Annotated in this window: 20 protein-coding genes; 12 read left to right on the top strand and 8 right to left on the bottom strand. The window is 44.5% G+C overall.

Features of this window, described 5'->3' with window-relative positions:
• Nucleotides 1-189: 189 nt before the first annotated feature.
• From SNR28_RS21405 to SNR28_RS21380, 6 genes are all read left to right on the top strand, one after another.
• Entirely contained in the window at nucleotides 190-1,290 is a 1,101-nt protein-coding gene (locus SNR28_RS21405; RefSeq protein WP_375754139.1) for a response regulator, read from the top strand.
• Between the two features lie 277 nt (nucleotides 1,291-1,567).
• Complete coding sequence (apt, locus tag SNR28_RS21400; RefSeq protein ID WP_375750749.1) at nucleotides 1,568-2,113, top strand: adenine phosphoribosyltransferase; 546 nt, start codon at nucleotides 1,568-1,570, stop codon at nucleotides 2,111-2,113.
• 13 nt (nucleotides 2,114-2,126) lie between these two features.
• Entirely contained in the window at nucleotides 2,127-4,331 is a 2,205-nt protein-coding gene (gene dnaX / locus SNR28_RS21395; protein ID WP_375750748.1) for a DNA polymerase III subunit gamma/tau, read from the top strand.
• A 159-nt stretch (nucleotides 4,332-4,490) separates the two neighbouring features.
• Nucleotides 4,491-4,823 carry a YbaB/EbfC family nucleoid-associated protein gene (locus SNR28_RS21390; RefSeq protein WP_277828474.1) on the top strand — a complete coding sequence of 111 codons (333 nt, stop codon included), beginning with the start codon at nucleotides 4,491-4,493 and terminating at the stop codon, nucleotides 4,821-4,823.
• A gap of 17 nt (nucleotides 4,824-4,840) precedes the next feature.
• Nucleotides 4,841-5,440 (top strand): recombination mediator RecR, encoded by a 600-nt coding sequence (gene recR / locus SNR28_RS21385; RefSeq protein WP_375750747.1) that lies wholly within the window; start codon nucleotides 4,841-4,843, stop codon nucleotides 5,438-5,440.
• A gap of 55 nt (nucleotides 5,441-5,495) precedes the next feature.
• Complete coding sequence (locus tag SNR28_RS21380) at nucleotides 5,496-6,095, top strand: hypothetical protein (RefSeq protein ID WP_375750746.1); 600 nt, start codon at nucleotides 5,496-5,498, stop codon at nucleotides 6,093-6,095.
• Nucleotides 6,096-6,143: 48 nt separating this feature from the next.
• On the opposite strand, the gene SNR28_RS21375 is transcribed toward SNR28_RS21380, so the two are convergent.
• Nucleotides 6,144-6,605, bottom strand: coding sequence for a YcgN family cysteine cluster protein (locus SNR28_RS21375; protein ID WP_375750745.1), 462 nt, complete (start codon nucleotides 6,603-6,605; stop codon nucleotides 6,144-6,146).
• Between the two features lie 110 nt (nucleotides 6,606-6,715).
• On the opposite strand from SNR28_RS21375, the gene SNR28_RS21370 reads away from it, so the two are divergent.
• Nucleotides 6,716-6,973 (top strand): YkgJ family cysteine cluster protein, encoded by a 258-nt coding sequence (locus SNR28_RS21370; protein ID WP_375750743.1) that lies wholly within the window; start codon nucleotides 6,716-6,718, stop codon nucleotides 6,971-6,973.
• Nucleotides 6,974-7,131: 158 nt separating this feature from the next.
• Nucleotides 7,132-7,824 (top strand): aquaporin Z, encoded by a 693-nt coding sequence (gene aqpZ, locus SNR28_RS21365; RefSeq protein WP_375750742.1) that lies wholly within the window; start codon nucleotides 7,132-7,134, stop codon nucleotides 7,822-7,824.
• Between the two features lie 78 nt (nucleotides 7,825-7,902).
• Here aqpZ and SNR28_RS21360 read toward each other — a convergent pair whose 3' ends face one another.
• From SNR28_RS21360 to gap, 5 genes are all read right to left on the bottom strand, one after another.
• Nucleotides 7,903-8,247, bottom strand: coding sequence for a hypothetical protein (locus SNR28_RS21360; RefSeq protein ID WP_375750740.1), 345 nt, complete (start codon nucleotides 8,245-8,247; stop codon nucleotides 7,903-7,905).
• A 172-nt stretch (nucleotides 8,248-8,419) separates the two neighbouring features.
• The gene (locus tag SNR28_RS21355) at nucleotides 8,420-9,361 is read right to left on the bottom strand and encodes a ChaN family lipoprotein (RefSeq protein ID WP_375750739.1); all 942 of its coding nucleotides are present in this window, start codon (nucleotides 9,359-9,361) and stop codon (nucleotides 8,420-8,422) included.
• Nucleotides 9,362-9,437: 76 nt separating this feature from the next.
• Nucleotides 9,438-10,250: a 23S rRNA (guanine(745)-N(1))-methyltransferase gene (gene rlmA, locus SNR28_RS21350; protein ID WP_375750737.1), complete on the bottom strand. Its 813-nt coding sequence runs from the start codon at nucleotides 10,248-10,250 to the stop codon at nucleotides 9,438-9,440.
• A gap of 119 nt (nucleotides 10,251-10,369) precedes the next feature.
• Nucleotides 10,370-11,251: a D-hexose-6-phosphate mutarotase gene (locus tag SNR28_RS21345; RefSeq protein ID WP_375750735.1), complete on the bottom strand. Its 882-nt coding sequence runs from the start codon at nucleotides 11,249-11,251 to the stop codon at nucleotides 10,370-10,372.
• A 125-nt stretch (nucleotides 11,252-11,376) separates the two neighbouring features.
• Nucleotides 11,377-12,372, bottom strand: a complete 996-nt coding sequence (gene gap / locus SNR28_RS21340; protein WP_375750733.1) for a type I glyceraldehyde-3-phosphate dehydrogenase — start codon at nucleotides 12,370-12,372, stop codon at nucleotides 11,377-11,379.
• 325 nt (nucleotides 12,373-12,697) lie between these two features.
• Here gap and msrB point away from each other — a divergent pair, with 325 nt between their 5' ends.
• On the top strand, nucleotides 12,698-13,117 hold the full coding sequence (msrB, locus tag SNR28_RS21335) for a peptide-methionine (R)-S-oxide reductase MsrB (RefSeq protein ID WP_375750731.1): 420 nt from the start codon (nucleotides 12,698-12,700) through the stop codon (nucleotides 13,115-13,117).
• A 38-nt stretch (nucleotides 13,118-13,155) separates the two neighbouring features.
• On the opposite strand, the gene SNR28_RS21330 is transcribed toward msrB, so the two are convergent.
• The gene (locus SNR28_RS21330) at nucleotides 13,156-13,983 is read right to left on the bottom strand and encodes a DUF2989 domain-containing protein (protein WP_375750730.1); all 828 of its coding nucleotides are present in this window, start codon (nucleotides 13,981-13,983) and stop codon (nucleotides 13,156-13,158) included.
• A 129-nt stretch (nucleotides 13,984-14,112) separates the two neighbouring features.
• On the opposite strand from SNR28_RS21330, the gene SNR28_RS21325 reads away from it, so the two are divergent.
• Nucleotides 14,113-14,388: a YeaC family protein gene (locus SNR28_RS21325; RefSeq protein WP_375754138.1), complete on the top strand. Its 276-nt coding sequence runs from the start codon at nucleotides 14,113-14,115 to the stop codon at nucleotides 14,386-14,388.
• An 8-nt stretch (nucleotides 14,389-14,396) separates the two neighbouring features.
• On the opposite strand, the gene ansA is transcribed toward SNR28_RS21325, so the two are convergent.
• Nucleotides 14,397-15,416, bottom strand: coding sequence for an asparaginase (gene ansA / locus SNR28_RS21320; RefSeq protein ID WP_375750729.1), 1,020 nt, complete (start codon nucleotides 15,414-15,416; stop codon nucleotides 14,397-14,399).
• A gap of 245 nt (nucleotides 15,417-15,661) precedes the next feature.
• Here ansA and cysD point away from each other — a divergent pair, with 245 nt between their 5' ends.
• Both cysD and cysN read left to right on the top strand, forming a co-directional pair.
• Nucleotides 15,662-16,570 (top strand): sulfate adenylyltransferase subunit CysD, encoded by a 909-nt coding sequence (gene cysD / locus SNR28_RS21315; RefSeq protein ID WP_375750728.1) that lies wholly within the window; start codon nucleotides 15,662-15,664, stop codon nucleotides 16,568-16,570.
• Nucleotides 16,570-17,982 (top strand): sulfate adenylyltransferase subunit CysN, encoded by a 1,413-nt coding sequence (gene cysN / locus SNR28_RS21310; protein ID WP_375750727.1) that lies wholly within the window; start codon nucleotides 16,570-16,572, stop codon nucleotides 17,980-17,982. The genes cysD and cysN overlap by 1 nt, the downstream gene beginning before the upstream one ends.
• The last annotated feature ends 4 nt before the right edge of the window (nucleotides 17,983-17,986 follow it).

The following is a 17,986-nucleotide window of genomic DNA, read 5'->3' as shown; positions in this document are numbered from 1 at the left end:
ACCCTTAACTCTTTGTGGGTAGTTTGCTTAATATCAAAATCTCGCTCGGTTTCACGATTTGACTATTGACATAATGCATTGCAGAAATCCATATGTTGTATAATTCGGGTTTCGAGACTACTTTTTATAGGGGAGTTGGGAAAGGTACCTAGTACTGTTTTTGCTGATTCTGAGTATACGAGGTCTTTGATTATGAGTCGCTACGCGGGCTCTACGCTAGCATCCCCAGATGTGTGTAGAGATAAGCCGAACATTTTATTGGTCGATGATGATCCGGTCTTCAGACGGTTCATTAAGGCGCTGCTTGAAAAATACAACTATGAGGTGACCGAAGCGGAACATGGTTTGGATGCATTGAGAGAGCTGAAAAACAGAGTTCCTGATTTGATAGTGTGCGATCTGTCTATGCCTATTTTAAATGGGATTGAGTTTGCTGAAGAGGTCAGTTGGGAATATCCCGATACTCCGATGATAGTTGTGTCTGCAACAGAGGATATGTCCGATGTCGCTAGAGCTTTGCGCTTTGGTATAAAGGACTTTCTCACCAAGCCTATCACTTCGCCAGAACATCTCACATCAGCAATATCAAACGTATTAGAAGAGGATGTTGATACTTCGTTAGCACCAAAAGATTTCTCTAGTCAGTGGTTCAGGCTTGGCGACAAAGGTGAGGTCCCTGCCGATAAAGAACTCTACTGGCATTTAGATTATTTGAAGAATAATCCGAGCGCGGCAAAAGACCTGTTAATAGCATTGTTACCAGACAGAGATGCGCGTCAGGGGAAATGGGTTTGCAGTTATAACCTGCTGCAATCTTCTGAGTCGATGCCACTGGTATTTGATTATGCCTGGCTGATGGACGGCCAGTTCGCTTTTTATATTATCGATTCAGCATCTGACCACGATAACGGGGTCGCTACTTCTCTGCTGGTTCGTGCTCTGTTCAACGATAGTCTTCGCAGACAAACTATGCGAGTTGATAAATTAAAAGAGTTTGTTGAGAACATTGAAAAAGGGATTGAGTGTCTGGATAGCGTTTCTTCCGTCAATGCGTTAGTGGGCATTGTTGATATGACAGATAGCACAATGAAAGTTCTTTCTGCCGGGCTCGATGCGATTTGGAGTGAAGGAAAACACAATGTCCGACTTCAGCCTGGTGTCAGGTTAGGTGAAGGGATTTCGGATTTGGCTATGGTCGAAGAGCTAAACGTGAATATGGGGGGCAAACTGAACCTCGCTAACTTAGGCGTCAGTCACTTTTCATTGGATATCAGACCAACGGGAATTTAAGTTTACGAAAGAAATTTTTTGCTTTCGAACAAACTTTTACCGATTAGCGACAATTTGAACGTTTGCTTTTTCTAAGTTAGTTGCTCAATAAAAAGAAAGACACTAACATAACAGGGTTGTGCCCACTCTATATGAGTATAGAGTGGGCGTTTATTTTTTATGCGCAGGATGAAAGATCTACTTTCTGAGGCTTTGACGCTAAGAATCCACGCTTGTATTGCCGAACATAAAAATAACCAGAACTCAAAGGCACAAGCCTTAACTGAATCCGAGAACCATGACTACACAAACAATTTCTTTAATCAAATCAAGTATCAAATCTATTCAAGACTATCCGAAGCCAGGTATTCTGTTTCGTGATGTAACTAGCCTGATGGAAGACGCAAAAGCGTATCAGGCAACGATTCAGCTGCTGGTTGAAAAGTATAAAGACATGGGTTTCACCAAAATCGTTGGTACAGAAGCTCGTGGTTTCCTGTTTGGAGCGCCTCTTGCTCTTGAGCTGGGTCTTGGTTTTGTTCCTGTACGTAAGCCGGGCAAGCTACCTCGCGAAACAGTAGGTCAGTCTTATGAGCTTGAGTACGGTATGGATACACTTGAAATCCATGTTGATGCAATTCAGCCTGGCGATAAAGTACTGGTAGTTGATGATCTGCTTGCGACTGGTGGTACTATCGAAGCAACAACAAAACTTATCCGCCAGTTGGGTGGTGAAGTTGAACATGCAGCGTTTGTTATCAACCTACCGGAAATCGGTGGTGACAAGCGTCTGGAAGGTTTGGGCCTGAATGTTTACAGCATCTGTGAATTTGAAGGTCACTAATTAAAGGAAACTAATGAGTTATCTAGCATTAGCGCGTAAGTGGCGTCCTTCGCAGTTTGATCAGGTTGTAGGGCAAGCTCATGTGTTAACCGCACTTGAGAATGCCTTAAACCAAAACAAGCTGCATCATGCTTATCTTTTCAGCGGGACGAGAGGGGTTGGTAAAACCACTATCGGTCGATTGCTGGCAAAAGGGCTTAACTGTGAAACGGGTATTACCGCCACACCTTGCGGAGAGTGTTCGACTTGTCGAGAGATCGATGAAGGACGCTTTGTTGACCTGCTAGAAATCGATGCAGCGTCACGTACCAAGGTAGAAGATACTCGCGAGCTGCTGGATAACGTTCAATATAAACCTGCCCGCGGCAGGTTTAAAGTTTACCTGATTGACGAGGTGCACATGCTATCTCGTCACAGCTTCAATGCCCTGTTGAAGACGCTGGAAGAGCCACCTGAGTACGTTAAGTTCCTTCTGGCAACAACGGATCCTCAAAAGCTACCGGTAACCATTTTATCCCGCTGTTTACAGTTCCATCTGAAGCCTATTAGCGCAGATGATATCCATGAGCAGCTTGATTTTATTCTTAAAAAAGAAAACGTTTCCGTAGAGCAAAGGGCGCTCGGCATGTTGTCACACGCTGCTGATGGCAGTATGCGAGATGCTTTGAGCCTGACTGATCAGGCGATAGCACTTGGCAACGGAACGGTTGCGGTTCCAATTGTTTCAACCATGTTAGGTACGCTGGACACGGATCAAGCTATTCATCTTTTGGAAGCGATTAGTACCCGACAAATTCAGACTGCGATGTCTGCGCTTGGGGAATGTGCTAAAAATGGTGTTGACTGGGAAGGGCTACTCAAAGAGCTTGCAACGCAGTTGCACAGAGTAGCGATGTATCAGGCTTTGCCTGGTTCATTAGATCCCTCTCGCCCTGACTCAGAAAAAATAGAACACCTCAGCGCACAGCTAAATCCGCAGGATGTACAGCTTTGCTATCAGATCGCGACAAAAGGCAGAGAAGAGTTAGCACTAGCCCCAACTGAAAAGATCGGGTTAGAAATGATTGTTCTTCGAATGATGGCATTTCGACCTGCCAGAGTTACAGGCGCAACGAAAATTGTTCGAGCTTCTGCAGATGAACCAGCAGAAGTTGTTCAGCCGATGCCGAAAGCGGTGGCGGCTCCCGAGCCGGTAAGTGCTCAACCTGCTCAGCCCAAAACAGAAGAACCAGCACCTGTGCGACCAACAGTTGCTCCTGAAAAAGCGCAACAAGCAGTATCGAAGCCAGTAGAAACGCCACAATCTCAGCCTCAGCAACAAGAGTCCATTGCTCCAGTGGTATCTGGTCCAAGCTATGACGATATGCCGGTATACGATGAGTCAGAAGACTATCAACCTGTGCCGCCACAGTATCAGGACTCCCAACCAGTTCAGGTACAGCCTGCTCAACAATCACAGCAATCCACGCCATCTTCCTCTCAAGGAGGGCAAGCTCCGGTTGAGCCTCAAAAACCGTCCGCACTTGGTGGACTCAGGCATCAGTTGCGCTCCCGAAGAGCGTCAGCTGGACAGGCAACAAAAGGCAGGCCTGAAAAAAAGTCTAAAGCGGCATCTCCAACGTCAGTAATTGAGCGTGTGGCTCAAAAAAGTGGCGGTTCTGGCATGGTGTCGCAAAGTACTCAGGCAGAATCGAAGGTACCTGAAGACAACGAACCATATCAATGGAAGCCAAGCTTTCAACCTGTAGTGGATAAAAAGGAAGAGTTAACGCCAACGCAAATTAAGCAGGCTCTGGAGCACACTAAGACACCAGAGATGGCGGAAAAACTCACCAAAGAATCCATAGAGCAGGACAAATGGTCTGCTCTGATCCAAAGGTTAAATACTGCGAAATTGGTAGAGCAGTTGGCGTTAAACTCGGCATTTAGTAAGCAAGGCAGCACCATTGCACTGTCGTTAAGAGCACCTCAGGCACACCTAAATACTGATAAGGCGCAAAGTGAACTATTAGAAGCGCTTAATCAGGCTCTGGGAGAGGAGTGTACACTTACTGTCGAAGTAGGAACTCAGGGTAAAACTCCGCTTGAACTGCGAGAGGAGCTTTATCAAGGTAAACTTCAGGCGGCACACCAAAGCCTGGCAGACGACCCGAATGTAGAGTTTATTCTAACGCGTTTCTCTGCAGAGCTAGATAACGATAGTGTTAGACCGATATAGCACGAATCGTCATTAAAGGGGTTGAAGAATGACTCTTCAGTCCGCATATTTCTGGGTAAGCGACCCAAATAAAACATCGCAGTAGATAGGTCTTAGTTTCATTCTTATTCGACCTATAATGTAATTAATCATTTATTGAAGCAAACAGAGAGATATAACATGTTTGGTGGTAAAGGCGGAATGGGCAACCTGATGAAGCAGGCCCAGCAGATGCAAGAGCGTATGCAAAAGCTTCAGGAAGAAATCGCAAATATGGAGATAACTGGTGAATCAGGTGCAGGTCTGGTGAAAGTTACAATCACTGGTAGCCATAGTGTCCGTCGTGTTGATATCGATGAAAGTTTGATGGAAGACGACAAAGAGATGCTGGAAGATCTGATTGCTGCGGCATTCAACGATGCAGCTCGTCGTGTTGAAGAAACTCAAAAAGAGAAAATGGCTTCTGTAACTGGCGGTATGCAACTACCACCAGGTATGAAGATGCCTTTCTAATAAAAGCTTAATAGTTTATGCGTACCAGCCATATGCTGGAACAATTGATGGAGGCTTTACGTTGTCTGCCTGGGGTTGGCCCCAAGTCGGCTCAGCGTATGGCCTTTCATTTGTTACAGCGAGACAGAAAAGGCGGCTTACAGCTGGCAGATGCACTAACAAAAGCAATGACCGAAGTCGGGCATTGTGAAGAGTGCCGAACCTTCACTGAAGAGCCTGTCTGTAATATCTGTACAAATCCAAAGCGTCAGGAAAACGGACTGCTTTGTGTTGTTGAAAGCCCGGCAGATATTGCTGCGGTAGAAGCAACGGGTCAGTATTCAGGTCGATATTTTGTTCTTATGGGGCACTTGTCTCCGTTAGATGGCATTGGTCCGAGTGATATTGGTTTAGACAAGCTGGACTTTCGCCTTGAGCGTGGGGATGTGAAGGAAGTGATTCTTGCAACAAACCCTACAGTGGAAGGGGAAGCAACAGCGCACTATATCGCTGAGTTGTGCCATGCACACAATGTTTCGGCTAGCCGGATAGCACACGGTGTACCGGTAGGTGGAGAGCTCGAGTTAGTCGATGGCACCACCTTGTCACACTCCCTTCTGGGAAGACAAAAACTGTAAGATTGTAAGCGCCTAAGAGGCGCTTTTTTTATTTCTATAAGTCGGGTAAATGACTATGTTAAAAGCAGTTGGCACATATATTCTGCTCTTTATTTCCTTTTCTGTGTTTGCAGAGCAAAGTCCAGAACGAGAATCTGAACAGGCATTAGTAAAACTCAACGTAAGTGTTGATACTCAGGGAATTGCGGATGCGATTACAGATACCAATCAGAAGCTTCACGAGATAAAAGATGTGCTTGTCCGAATAGCAGAAAACAAAGAGCTGACTAAAGAGCAGGCAGAGCTGATTACTCAAACAACGGACAACATCAATCACCTTGTTTCCTCATCGAATAGCATCGTTGAAGGATTGCCTAACGCAGTATCTGGTGCCAGAGAAGAGCTAAGAACAACGGGCGAGGTGTTTTTTTATGATGTGAAAGTGTATAGCGTGATCATTTTGGGCATCATCGCTGTCATTCTGGCGATTGTTTTGTACTGTTTTTATCGCTTTGTCATTCTGCCAATGCAACAAACAGTGGTTGGAGCCACCAGCAACATTTCTGATATGGCCGCAAGTATAGATTCAACAGCCTCTTCATTAGAGATAGTAAACAAGTCTCAGCTAGCACTGATGGAAAGATTAGAAAGGCTTGAAGAGGGCAAGAGCTCGTAGTTGTTATATGAGCGCCTTGGCATCAAGGCGCAACATGAAAAAGAGGGCTTAATCTCTACTGACTTCCAGATACTCTCTATCAGGATGGTTCAAGATGTGGTCCTCCCAATTTACAACATCAATCTCATAGACCACTTTATTGCGAACACTTTCCCCTGCGGCATGCATGGCGGATTTCGAGCCAGTTATTAGCGGGTGCCATTCAGGAAGAGGCTGATCTTCTGCTAGCAAGCGGTAGGCGCATGTATCAGGTAGCCAGTGAAACTCAGGGATTTTATCTCTGCTCAGCTTTAGGCACTCTTCCCCGGATTCAAAACGGTTAGGGTAATCTTTACAACTGCACGTTTTGCTGTTTAACCAGCTGCAGGCAACGTTGGTGTAGTAAACCTCATCTGTATCCTCATCCATAAGCTTATGCAGACAGCATTTTCCGCAACCATCGCACAGAGATTCCCATTCGGTTTCGCTCATCTCTTCTAAAGGTTTTTCTTGCCAGAATGCTTGGTTCATTACTACTGCCTAACTATGGTATGGATGGGCTGAGATTTATACTCCTCTGTTGGTTAAAGTTCAAGCTTAATTCTGCTACCATTGCGACCCTTCTGAATCTGAGGTTTGTTATGGATTGTCGCCTAGGCTGTGGTGCCTGTTGTATTGCCCCAAGTATTTCATCTAGTTACCCGCTACACCCTAATGGGAAAAAGGCGGGAGAGCGATGTAAGCAGCTTGATGAAAATAATCTATGTAAGTTGTTTGGTCAGTCTGAACGACCGCAGGTATGTCATAACTTTCAGGCAGCAGAGTGGGTGTGTGGTTCTGACAATAAACAAGCCTTATCTATACTTACTGAGCTTGAGTCTGTCACGATAAGTGATTAGTCGTAGTGTTGTATGTACTAAAAAACATTAACCAAGTGCTTGCTAATCGTCTGAATTAACTAAATCTTTTCTGAAAAATATCTTTTCTTAGTCATTTCACTCCGAACGCTCAGTACCATCCCTTTCATGTTTCTAAAGGAATCTAGGATTAATAAAACATGAAAAAATATCTTGCAGAGTTAGTTGGTACCTTTTGGTTAGTACTCGGTGGTTGCGGCAGCGCAGTGTTGGCAGCCGCTTTCCCGGATGTCGGTATTGGGCTGACTGGCGTATCCTTGGCGTTTGGTCTGACAGTACTTACCATGGCGTTTGCCATTGGCCATATTTCGGGATGTCATCTTAACCCAGCGGTATCTGTTGGTTTATGGGTTGGTGGCCGATTTGAAGCTAAAGACATGCTTCCGTATATCATTGCTCAAGTCATTGGCGGGGTATTAGCTGGAGGCGTTCTGTATATTATCGCCACTGGTCAAGCTGGCTTTGACGTAGTCGCTTCTGGTTTTGCTTCCAATGGCTATGGTGAGCACTCTCCTGGTCAATATTCCATGACGGCAGCTCTGGTGACTGAAGTCGTGATGACAGCGATGTTCTTAGTTGTGATCCTGGGTGCGACGGATAAGCGTGCTCCGCAAGGGTTTGGGCCAATTGCGATAGGTCTGTGCCTGACGTTGATTCACTTAATCAGCATTCCGGTTACAAATACGTCGGTTAACCCAGCTCGTAGTACTGCGGTTGCTCTATATGTTGGTGACTGGGCCGTTTCTCAGCTGTGGCTGTTTTGGGTAGCACCAATAGCAGGTGCGATTCTGGGTGCAATAATCTACAAAATCATTGGTTCGGAAGACGCGTAAAAACGCAGTTAGGGAAAGCAGTTGATCTGCTTTCCCGTATAAACTGTTTTCGGGCTAAGTCTCAGCTAAACGTTTTAGTTAGACAATAGCCAGCAATAATGCTCCAACAGTGGCGGCACCTTTAAGGTACTGACCTGCTGAGTAGCTACCGTCTTTTTCTTCGTCTGATTTATCGATACCTAAAGCACCGTCAGCAAAGGACTTAACGCTGGACTTTTCTGCTTCTTTCGCTTCCTTATCAATTTCTGAAAGCGCAGCAAGCAGTGCTTTCCCTTCTTCTGTAAGAACAAGCCCGTTCTTTTCTGTCTGCACAGCTTTCTCTGCCCCATCAGTTTCAGCCTTTGCTGGCTGAACCGGAGCCTGAGTATCACTATTTTGTGCTGAATAAGGCTTAGTAGCGCTATTCATTCCTACTGGCGTCATAATCGGCCTCAATGATAGTTGCTTACTATTCAACGACAAAAATACTGTTATCTCTGTCGATAATTACTTATCGGATAAATACGGCAAAACTTTAGCGTCATTGCCATAATATTTATCGATGCTTTGTCGAACTTTAATAAGCAAAAAACAGACCATCTAAGGCGACTCGATTTTACTCGCTACAAATGTTGTCTTGTTTTCGAGTCATGATCTTATGAATGGCTTTGATTCTATTGTCTTTTTTTACATATCTTATCGGTGGAGCTAAGACATGCAGTTGAAAGTCATTAGTCTCAGAGGATACTTCAGATACAGGAGTGACAACGGCAACAGAGGTATCTGGCCGTCTGTTTTTGATAGAAGCGGCAATACCTAGCCCATCTTCTGTATGGAACTTACCAGCAATATGAACAACTTTGCTATTAGCGTTGCTGTCTAAATAGCGAGTGATACTTTCTGCCATGGTTTCATCCCAGGTTACCTGTGCAGCGTAATTGTTCTGGTTATCTTCCGGTTTACCATGATGGAGTGAAGCCATAAACTTCTCTTTATAAGGTGTATCCGCTGTATTTATTTCTTCTGCTACTTGTCCCCGTTTTTCACTTGGCAATGTGTCCAGCCAGGAAATACCTTTTTGCCCGATACATCGCACCATCGGTTTTGGTGCATTAGCAGCGATAACATCGAGTTTCTGGGCTTTTGCATATTCGATTAGAGGCCTATAATCGCTTTCATAGTTGGGCCAGCCATCACCTTCTGAAATCAAAGTCTGTTCACCAATTTCACCGTTTAAATACTGATCGACAATGGCCTGTTTATCCCGGCTAAATTGTTCCATCGAGAGGGCGGTATTCGGGTTTTCTGAATGCAGGTGTTCAAGCATGCGAGTTTGAAATAAGTGCACACCTGGATGTGTATGCCACTCGCCAATCAGAACCACATCGAACTGACTTAAAGCTTGAGATGCTTCTGTTTCCGACAGTAAACGGCCAGTGTTAGAGTAGAGTTGGTAATCGTAGTAGGTGTTAATTGGCTCTGCTATTGAGTCAGTTGAATTGTTCAGGCCAGTGCAGCCAGCTAACAATGTTATACCTAGAGTGGCGAGAGTACGCATGATAAAGCCCAGATGATTACCAGAGATACCCTTCATACTAGAGCATAAAGGGATATATCCTCAAGTTATCAGGCGATTAACTCTCTTTTCGGTAAACCCTAATCATAAAGTCTGACTCGCAGATGAACTCTGAAGCAGTTTTCAGTTCTGATCTAAACTCATCTGTCGCTTTCCAGGCAAAAGGTGTCATCTGTAAGAGATCAAAAGCTAATCCATTGCTCAATGCCATTTCATAGTTGAGTTTTTCTTCGTGTAACAGAGTAAATCCGTCTAATTGTTCAGGTGTTTCATCGTGCAGCCTCACACCATCGTAGATGCGATCTCTCAATTGAAATAGGTGACGAGCTGCAGGAGTCACGGTTATAGCGACACCATTGGCTTTTAAGCAACGACTAAGTTCCTCTGCTTTGCACGGAGCATAGATACGTAGAATTGCGTCTAGTGACGCATCAGAAAATGGCAGACGATGGCTTGATGCAACTGAGAAGTGACACTGAGAGTAACGCTTAGAAGCGTATCGTACAGCGACTTTGGAAATGTCTAACCCGAATACGGTAGCATTTTGACTATCTTCTTTCAGCTTCTGTTGAACTTTGTTGGTGTAATAACCTTCACCACAACCAATATCTAGTAATGATGCTTTTGCATATCGAGTACAGATCTCTGCTACCCGGTTTGCTAGCGGGTCATAGTGGCCACTATTCAAAAAGTTTCGCCTTGCCTGCATCATCTCGGTGTTATCACCTGGGTTCTTGGATCGCTTCTGGTTGGCAGGCATCAGGTTTACATAGCCTTCTTTTGCCATATCGAACTGGTGGTTGTTGTCGCATTTGTAGGTGCGATCACTTAGCGATAGAGGGAGTTGGCAAAGAGGACACTGATAGTGCATATCTGTTTATTCCTGTTGTGTGACTTTTCTTTTTCGAGGGCTATTCTCTCGTTCCCACGCGCCTGCGTGGGAACGTATAAGCATTTCGACACAGAAGCGTCGAAATGCTTTTAGTAGAATTACTTCACCGAAATCTCAGTGATTAGCTGATAAGACTCTTCTGGCTGAAGTACCTTACCTTCTTCAATGCTGTTGGCGTGCAGTGTTGATTCAACACACAGCATAGTTTCATAACCGTTATCCGCCATATCACCCATGCCCTGAGCACCTTCTGCCCACGGATTCCAGATAACAGCAGAGTTGTCCCCATCGTTACGAACTTCGATAGTACGTTCGTTTTTAGGATCTCGAATAGAAATGACATCTTCTGGTTTGGTGTAAACGCGGTCAATTGTATCAGTCAGTTGAAGCTCTGCGCCACCCTGACAAATTTTACCGCCCTGAAGACTGTCAGCATATTCTGCGCCCATACCTGTAGTAATCGTGTCGCGAATATCCGCAACATTAAAGTAGGTGTGTAGCGCGCCAGAGAACTTCCATTCTTTGTCATCTGTATTGGTTACTTCCAGTGTCACTTTCATCTTCTCAGACACTTCTACATACAGACGAGCCTCAAATGAGTTTGGCCAAATAGCACGAGTTTCATCGCTTTCGTCAAGACCAAGACAGACGATAACACCGTCTTCGTTCTCTCTGTGTTCCACAACATACCATTCACTGGTGCGGGCAAAACCGTGTGCTGGTGCAGCAACACGACCAAACCATGGCCAGCAAACAGGAATGCCGCCACGAATCGCTTTTTCCGGGCTAAAATCTGCTTTTTCGCTCAGCCAGATTACCTCTTCCTGGCCAGTTGGTTTAAAAGACAGTACGTGTGCACCATGTAAAGCGACTTCAGCGTATGCTTTTTCATGAGCAATACGAACGATTTTCGCACCTTCACGCTCAACGATAGTGACGCAATCAGCAAGTGGGTTAACAACAGAATTAAAATTTTCCATGAGTCTATTGTTCCTTTTCAGGTTAGGGGATGGTCCTGAGGGGGATTTTGAACCTTCAAAAATCAAAAAAGGCGACACAATGGCCGCCTTTTCTATAGTCTTTCAAAGAAAGTCTAAACTAATGCTTACTTAGAGATGTGAGCGATTAGGTCTAGAACTTTGTTTGAGTAACCGATTTCGTTGTCGTACCAAGATACAACTTTAACGAATTTGTCAGTTAGAGCAACACCAGCAGCTGCATCGAATACAGAAGTGTTTACTTCACCGATGAAGTCTTGAGAAACTACTGCATCTTCAGTGTAACCAAGAACGCCAGCCATTTCGCCTTCAGAAGCTTCTTTCATTGCTGCACAGATTGCTTCGTAAGAAGCAGCTTCTTTTAGGTTAACTGTTAGGTCAACTACAGAAACGTTAGCAGTTGGTACACGGAAAGCCATACCAGTTAGAAGGCCGTTTAGTTCTGGAAGAACAACGCCTACAGCTTTAGCAGCACCAGTTGAAGATGGGATGATGTTCTGAGAAGCACCACGACCACCACGCCAGTCTTTAGCAGAAGGACCGTCAACAGTCTTCTGAGTAGCAGTAGTAGCGTGAACTGTAGTCATAAGACCAGACTCGATGCCCCACTTGTCGTTAAGAACTTTAGCGATTGGTGCAAGACAGTTAGTAGTACAAGAAGCGTTAGAAACGATTTCCTGACCAGCGTAAGTGTCTTCGTTTACACCCATAACGAACATTGGAGTTGCGTCTTTAGAAGGACCAGTTAGAACAACTTTCTTAGCACCAGCAGTGATGTGCTGACGTGCAGTTTCGTCAGTTAGGAAGATACCAGTTGCTTCAGCTACAACGTCAACACCGATTTCGTCCCACTTAAGGTCAGTTGGGTTACGCTCAGCAGTTACGCGAACTGTTTTACCGTTAACGATTAGGTTACCGTCTTTAACTTCAACAGTACCGTTGAAACGGCCGTGAGTTGAATCGTACTTAAGCATGTACGCCATGTATTCTACGTCGATAAGGTCGTTGATACCTACAACTTCGATGTCAGCGCGCTCTACAGATGCACGAAATACGAAACGGCCGATACGGCCAAAACCGTTAATACCTACTTTGATAGTCATTATAGTTGCTCCACAACTTAATTTTCTGATGAAAGATAAACTGGTAGTAAAATTACAAAACCCAGCAATTGACTGCAACAAATAATCGATCTTTACTTGTTCAAAGTCAAAAAAAATCAGCACATTTTTTTTACTACTCGTAATAAACGGCTGTTTTTTACTCTTTACTGACGACTAAGTAACCTTTAGACCAGTAAGTGGCTTTAGTTAAAGCGTAAAACCAATAATCTAAGTTGGCTCAAAGTATGTGCTACAAACCCTGATGTGTGCAAGTCTTTGTGCCATAATATCTGAATAATAATTGAGACTAATACGTTAAATTGGTATGAATGATAAATTAGAGAAAGTAAACAGAACAGAGCGGGAATGGCGCGAATTACTTAGCGATGAGGAGTTCAGAGTCTGTCGTCAACATGGAACAGAAGCGCCTTTCTCGGGAAAACTTTTGCATAGTAAAGAGTCTGGCGAGTATCTATGTACTTGTTGTAAAACACCTTTGTTTCATCACGACAATAAGTACGATTCCGGGTGCGGCTGGCCGAGCTTTGATGCATCAATCAATAAGGATGTCATTCGTTACTTGGAAGATCGAAGTCATGGCATGATCCGAACTGAAATTCGTTGCGCGGTCTGCGATAGCCATCTTGGGCATGTTTTCCCAGACGGTCCAAAAACGACAGGAGAGCGTTTTTGCGTCAATTCTGTGTCGTTAATTTTCAACAAAAAGGAAAAAGAGGACCAATAACGGGTCCTCTTTGTATTTTGATTACATGTTAATCAGATTTATTGCAATGATTCCAGTTTCGGAACCATTGAGCTTCTGAAATTTTTGTTCTCTATCGACTCCAGTACCTTTTCTGCAATCCCCATCAGTCGTTCACGTTTCTCATCGTCGTAGTTATAGAGAACATTCAGGTTTCGTTCAGAAGCTATAGGTAGCCCTAACTCTTTTCCGACCATCACCCATATATAAGCATGCTCTGTTCTCTTCAGGTTCTGATTGACACTGGCCAGCGATTCTACGACGTTGGCAATCAGTTCGCTGTCAGTCGGACCATAGCTTAAAGACTTATGCAGGATATTAATGGTCTTTTCTTTGTCTCTGGTGATGTAATAAGTTGCCAGAGCATACTGAAGCTCAGCGGTATTTAGCTTAGTTGTTTTCTCGTATCTCAGGAACTTGAAAATTGCGCGCGAATCTCCCTGAGTCCACATAAAGTAAAGAGCCTCTGGAGAGTCATAGCTGCTGATATCTGCTAATAAACGCTTTTGCTCATCGTAGGTGTGCATCAGAGCATTGAATCGACGCTCTTTTTTATCTCCTAATTTTGTTGGCTCTATTTGTGCGGCTAAATCCAGACACTTCTGATACTCAGACACGAGTCGGAACTCTTTTACCTTATTTTGAACGGTCGGGTCGTCCATAACACTTTTGCGGTGCCAGATAAGATCAGTTCTGGCGATACGGCATTGACCATCATTCATATTTAAGTTGGCGCAATTGAGCTGTTCATATTTGTCGCAGAGTTGATTGGTATTTAACCTGGGTTCAAAGCAACCGGTAAGCGTAATAGTCGAAATTAATAGTAGTAGGGGGTTTTTGACGTTCATCTTAATCACGTGTGACTGACGGCTCTGTTTTATATAAGTTTTATTGAGTATAGTTGATAAGGGATTGGAAAGTTCAATGCAAGAAAAACATTATAAATCTGAATAGACAAGCAGAAAACGATTATGGAAATGGAAGTAGAACAACTAATTGCGTCGATTACGCCAGAAGCATATGAGAGATTGCAGTATGCCGTTGAAACGGGGCGCTGGCCTGAAGGAACTCAACTTACTCAGGAACAACGAGATTATTGCATGCAGGCGGTTATGCTTTATCAGTCAAAGCACAACTCGAATGCAGAACATATGAGTGTAGGGAAAGGGGGAGAAATCAAGTTTAAGTCTAAAGCGGAACTAAAACGTGATTTCTCCGAACAAGAAGACGAGATCGTCAGAACTAAGCTCTAGCGGGTTCCTTACAAACTCATCTCACCGCGAAGGACTTTCTGCATCTCTGTTTTTACTTCGGTGTAAGAAAGTTCTTTGCTTAATAGAAAGTGAAGCTTCGCCAGAGCAGCTTCTGGTGTCATATCGTAGCCACTAATAACACCGGATTCAGCAAGCGCACATCCTGTGGCATAACCGCCCATATTCACTTTTCCTGCCAGACACTGGGTCAGGTTTACCACAATCACTCCGCGCTCAGATGCTTCTTTTAGGTGTCCCAATAGTTCAGGATTCTGAGGTGCATTACCCACACCAAACGTCAGAAGAATCATCGCATTCACCGGCTGGCGAAGTGTATTTCGGATAACCTCGTGGGAGATTCCCGGATACATGGTGATTACACCAATCGGCTGAGGCGTGATCTGATGAACTTTAAACTCGCCTTCAGGCTTTTTATCGACTTCAATGCTATTGCTTATCTGGATATTAATACCAGCTTCAAGTAGCGGAGGCAGGTTTGGTGATGTAAAGGCATTAAAACCATCAGCGTGAGACTTGGTACTGCGATTTCCACGCATCAACTGATTGTTGAAGAATAGAGTGACTTCATTGATCGGGTAGTTCGCTGCAATGTGAAGCGCATTTAACAGGTTTGCTTGTCCGTCAGAACGAAGCTCTGCCAAAGGTATTTGTGAACCTGTAACAATGACAGGTTTACCAAGGTTTTCGAACATAAACGATAACGCAGATGCAGTGTAAGCCATGGTGTCAGTACCATGAAGAATAACGAAACCATCGTACTTATCGTAATTTGCTTTTATATCATCCGCGATTTGCTGCCAGTCTTTTGGAGACATGTCTGAAGAGTCAATCAATGGCTCGTATTCATGAATCGTGTAATCCGGCATCTCAGAGCGATGGAATTCGGGCATGTTCGCAAGTTGGCGTTCCATAAAACCTGCTACCGGCACATAGCCGTTGTCAGACTTCTGCATTCCAATAGTGCCGCCCGTGTAGGCAATGTAGATGTGTTTTTTACTGTTCGTCATAGGGTGTTTTACTGCGAGTCAATGTTGCTGTGAATTATAGAGCAAACAAACAGTTGCACCTAGCTCTGGCTATCATTCCCATAAATTTTTTCAGGATTTAAGTTATAAGTAATAGAACATTAATTGCTATAAGTTATAAAACTTCGGAATTTAGCCTTGAACGGAGGTGGTGTTAGTCTGCATATGTATTTTGGTTATTAAGGTTGATGTAAACCTTAGAAATAAGAATAAGGTGCGCTACGGACATGGACAAAAACAGACTAACACACCTGAAAGCGTTAGAAGCGGAATCCATACAGATCATGAGAGAGGTTGCTGCGGAGTTTGATAACCCGGTAATGCTCTACTCGATTGGTAAGGACTCCTCAGTGCTGCTTCATCTGGCACGTAAGGCTTTCTATCCGGGAAAAATCCCTTTCCCTTTGCTTCACGTTGATACTAACTGGAAGTTCAAAGAGATGATCGAGTTTCGCGATCGTCTGGCAAAAGAATATGACTTCGACTTAATTGTTCATAAGAACCCGCGTGGGCTGGAAATGAACATTAACCCGTTTGTCCATGGTAGTGCTAAGCACACAGACATCATGAAAACAGAAGGTTTAAAACAGGCTCTGGATAAGTACGGTTTTGATGCTGCTTTTGGTGGCGCGCGTCGAGATGAAGAAAAATCCCGTGCAAAAGAGCGTGTTTATTCTTTCCGCGATAAAAACCACCGTTGGGATCCTAAGAATCAACGCCCGGAGCTGTGGAGTATTTACAACTCTAAAGTAGAGAAAGGCGAAAGTATTCGTGTATTCCCTTTGTCGAACTGGACTGAGTTGGATATCTGGCAATACATCTACCTTGAAAATATCGAGATTGTTCCTCTGTATCTATCCGAGAAACGTCCAGTCGTTGAGCGCGACGGCACCCTGATCATGGTTGACGATGAACGCATGCCTCTTGAAGAAGGCGAAGTACCTGAAATGAGAATGGTACGCTTCAGAACGTTGGGTTGTTACCCGCTAACAGGTGCGGTTGAGTCGGAAGCTCAAACACTGCCTGACGTAATTCAGGAAATGCTGCTGACAACAACATCAGAGCGTCAGGGCCGAGTCATCGATCATGACTCTGCGGGTTCAATGGAGAAGAAGAAGATGGAGGGGTACTTCTAATGTCACATTCATCCGACTTAATTGCAAAAGACATCAAGGCTTATCTAAAGGTTCATGAAAACAAAGATATGCTACGTTTCCTGACTTGTGGAAGCGTGGATGATGGTAAATCGACTCTGATTGGCCGTCTTCTTTACGATAGCAAAATGATTTTTGAAGATCAGATGTCAGCGATAGAAAAAGACTCTAAACGTTTTAACACGACTGGTGAAGAGTTTGACTTAGCACTGCTGGTTGACGGGCTTCAGTCTGAGCGTGAACAGGGTATTACCATTGATGTGGCTTACCGTTATTTCTCGACAGAGCAACGTAAGTTTATTATCGCGGATACTCCAGGGCACGAGCAGTACACACGTAATATGGCGACGGGTGCTTCAACCTGTGACTTAGCCATTATTCTGATTGATGCGCGCCATGGTGTTCAGGTTCAGACGCGTCGGCACAGTTACATCTGTTCACTTCTTGGTATCAAGCACATCATTGTAGCTGTGAACAAGATGGACATCGTCGATTACGATCAGGATGTGTATAAGAAAATTAAAGCGGATTACCGTGAATTTGCCAGCGACCTAGAGTTCGACGACATCCGATTCGTGCCTATTTCGGCACTTAAAGGTGACAACGTCGTTAATGAAAGCGAAAACATGACCTGGTACCCAGGCTCTCCGTTGATGAAACTGCTTAACTCAGTAAACATTCGCAGGGATGACTTCCAGCCGTTTCGTTTCCCTGTGCAGTACGTCAACAGACCTAACCTCGACTTCCGTGGTTTTGCGGGTACCGTTGCTGCGGGTGATGTAAGAGTTGGAGACACCGTTGTTGCTCTGCCTTCGGGAAAAGAGAGCAAAGTGAAGTCCATTGTGACTTTCGATGGCGACCTTGAGACAGCATCGAAAGACATGGCAGTCACTCTGACACTGGAAGATGAAATCGATATTAGCCGTGGTGATGTTCTGGTTCGCCCGCACGAGAAACCATTTTCAAGTTCACATGTCGAGGCAGACGTGGTTTGGATGACAGAAGAGCCAATGCATCTTGATCGTCAATACGAAGTTAAGGCGGGGACTAAATCAGTATTTGGTGAAGCACAGGCGATCAACTACAAAGTCAACGTCAACAACATGCAGCGTGAAGACGCAACACAGTTGGCATTGAATGAGATAGGTAACTGTCAGTTTAGCTTTACTGAGGAAGTCCAGTTCGATTCATATGGACAAAATCGCAATACGGGTGCTTTTGTCATTATAGACCGACTAACGAACGTCACTGTTGGTGCAGGGATGATTCGCAAACCTCTCGACAGTGGCCTGATTGGTTCGAAAGCGCCTGCTCAGTACAGCGATTTCGAATTAGAGCTGAATGCGCTGGTTCGCAAGCACTTCCCTCATTGGGGTGCCAAAAAGCTAGGGTAGTAGG

The sequence above is a fragment of the Vibrio iocasae genome (assembly GCF_042245395.1).
Classification (GTDB): Bacteria; Pseudomonadota; Gammaproteobacteria; order Enterobacterales; family Vibrionaceae; genus Vibrio; species Vibrio iocasae.
Note: the sequence above shows the minus strand (reverse complement) of the source record. Positions and strands in the feature narration are given on the sequence as shown.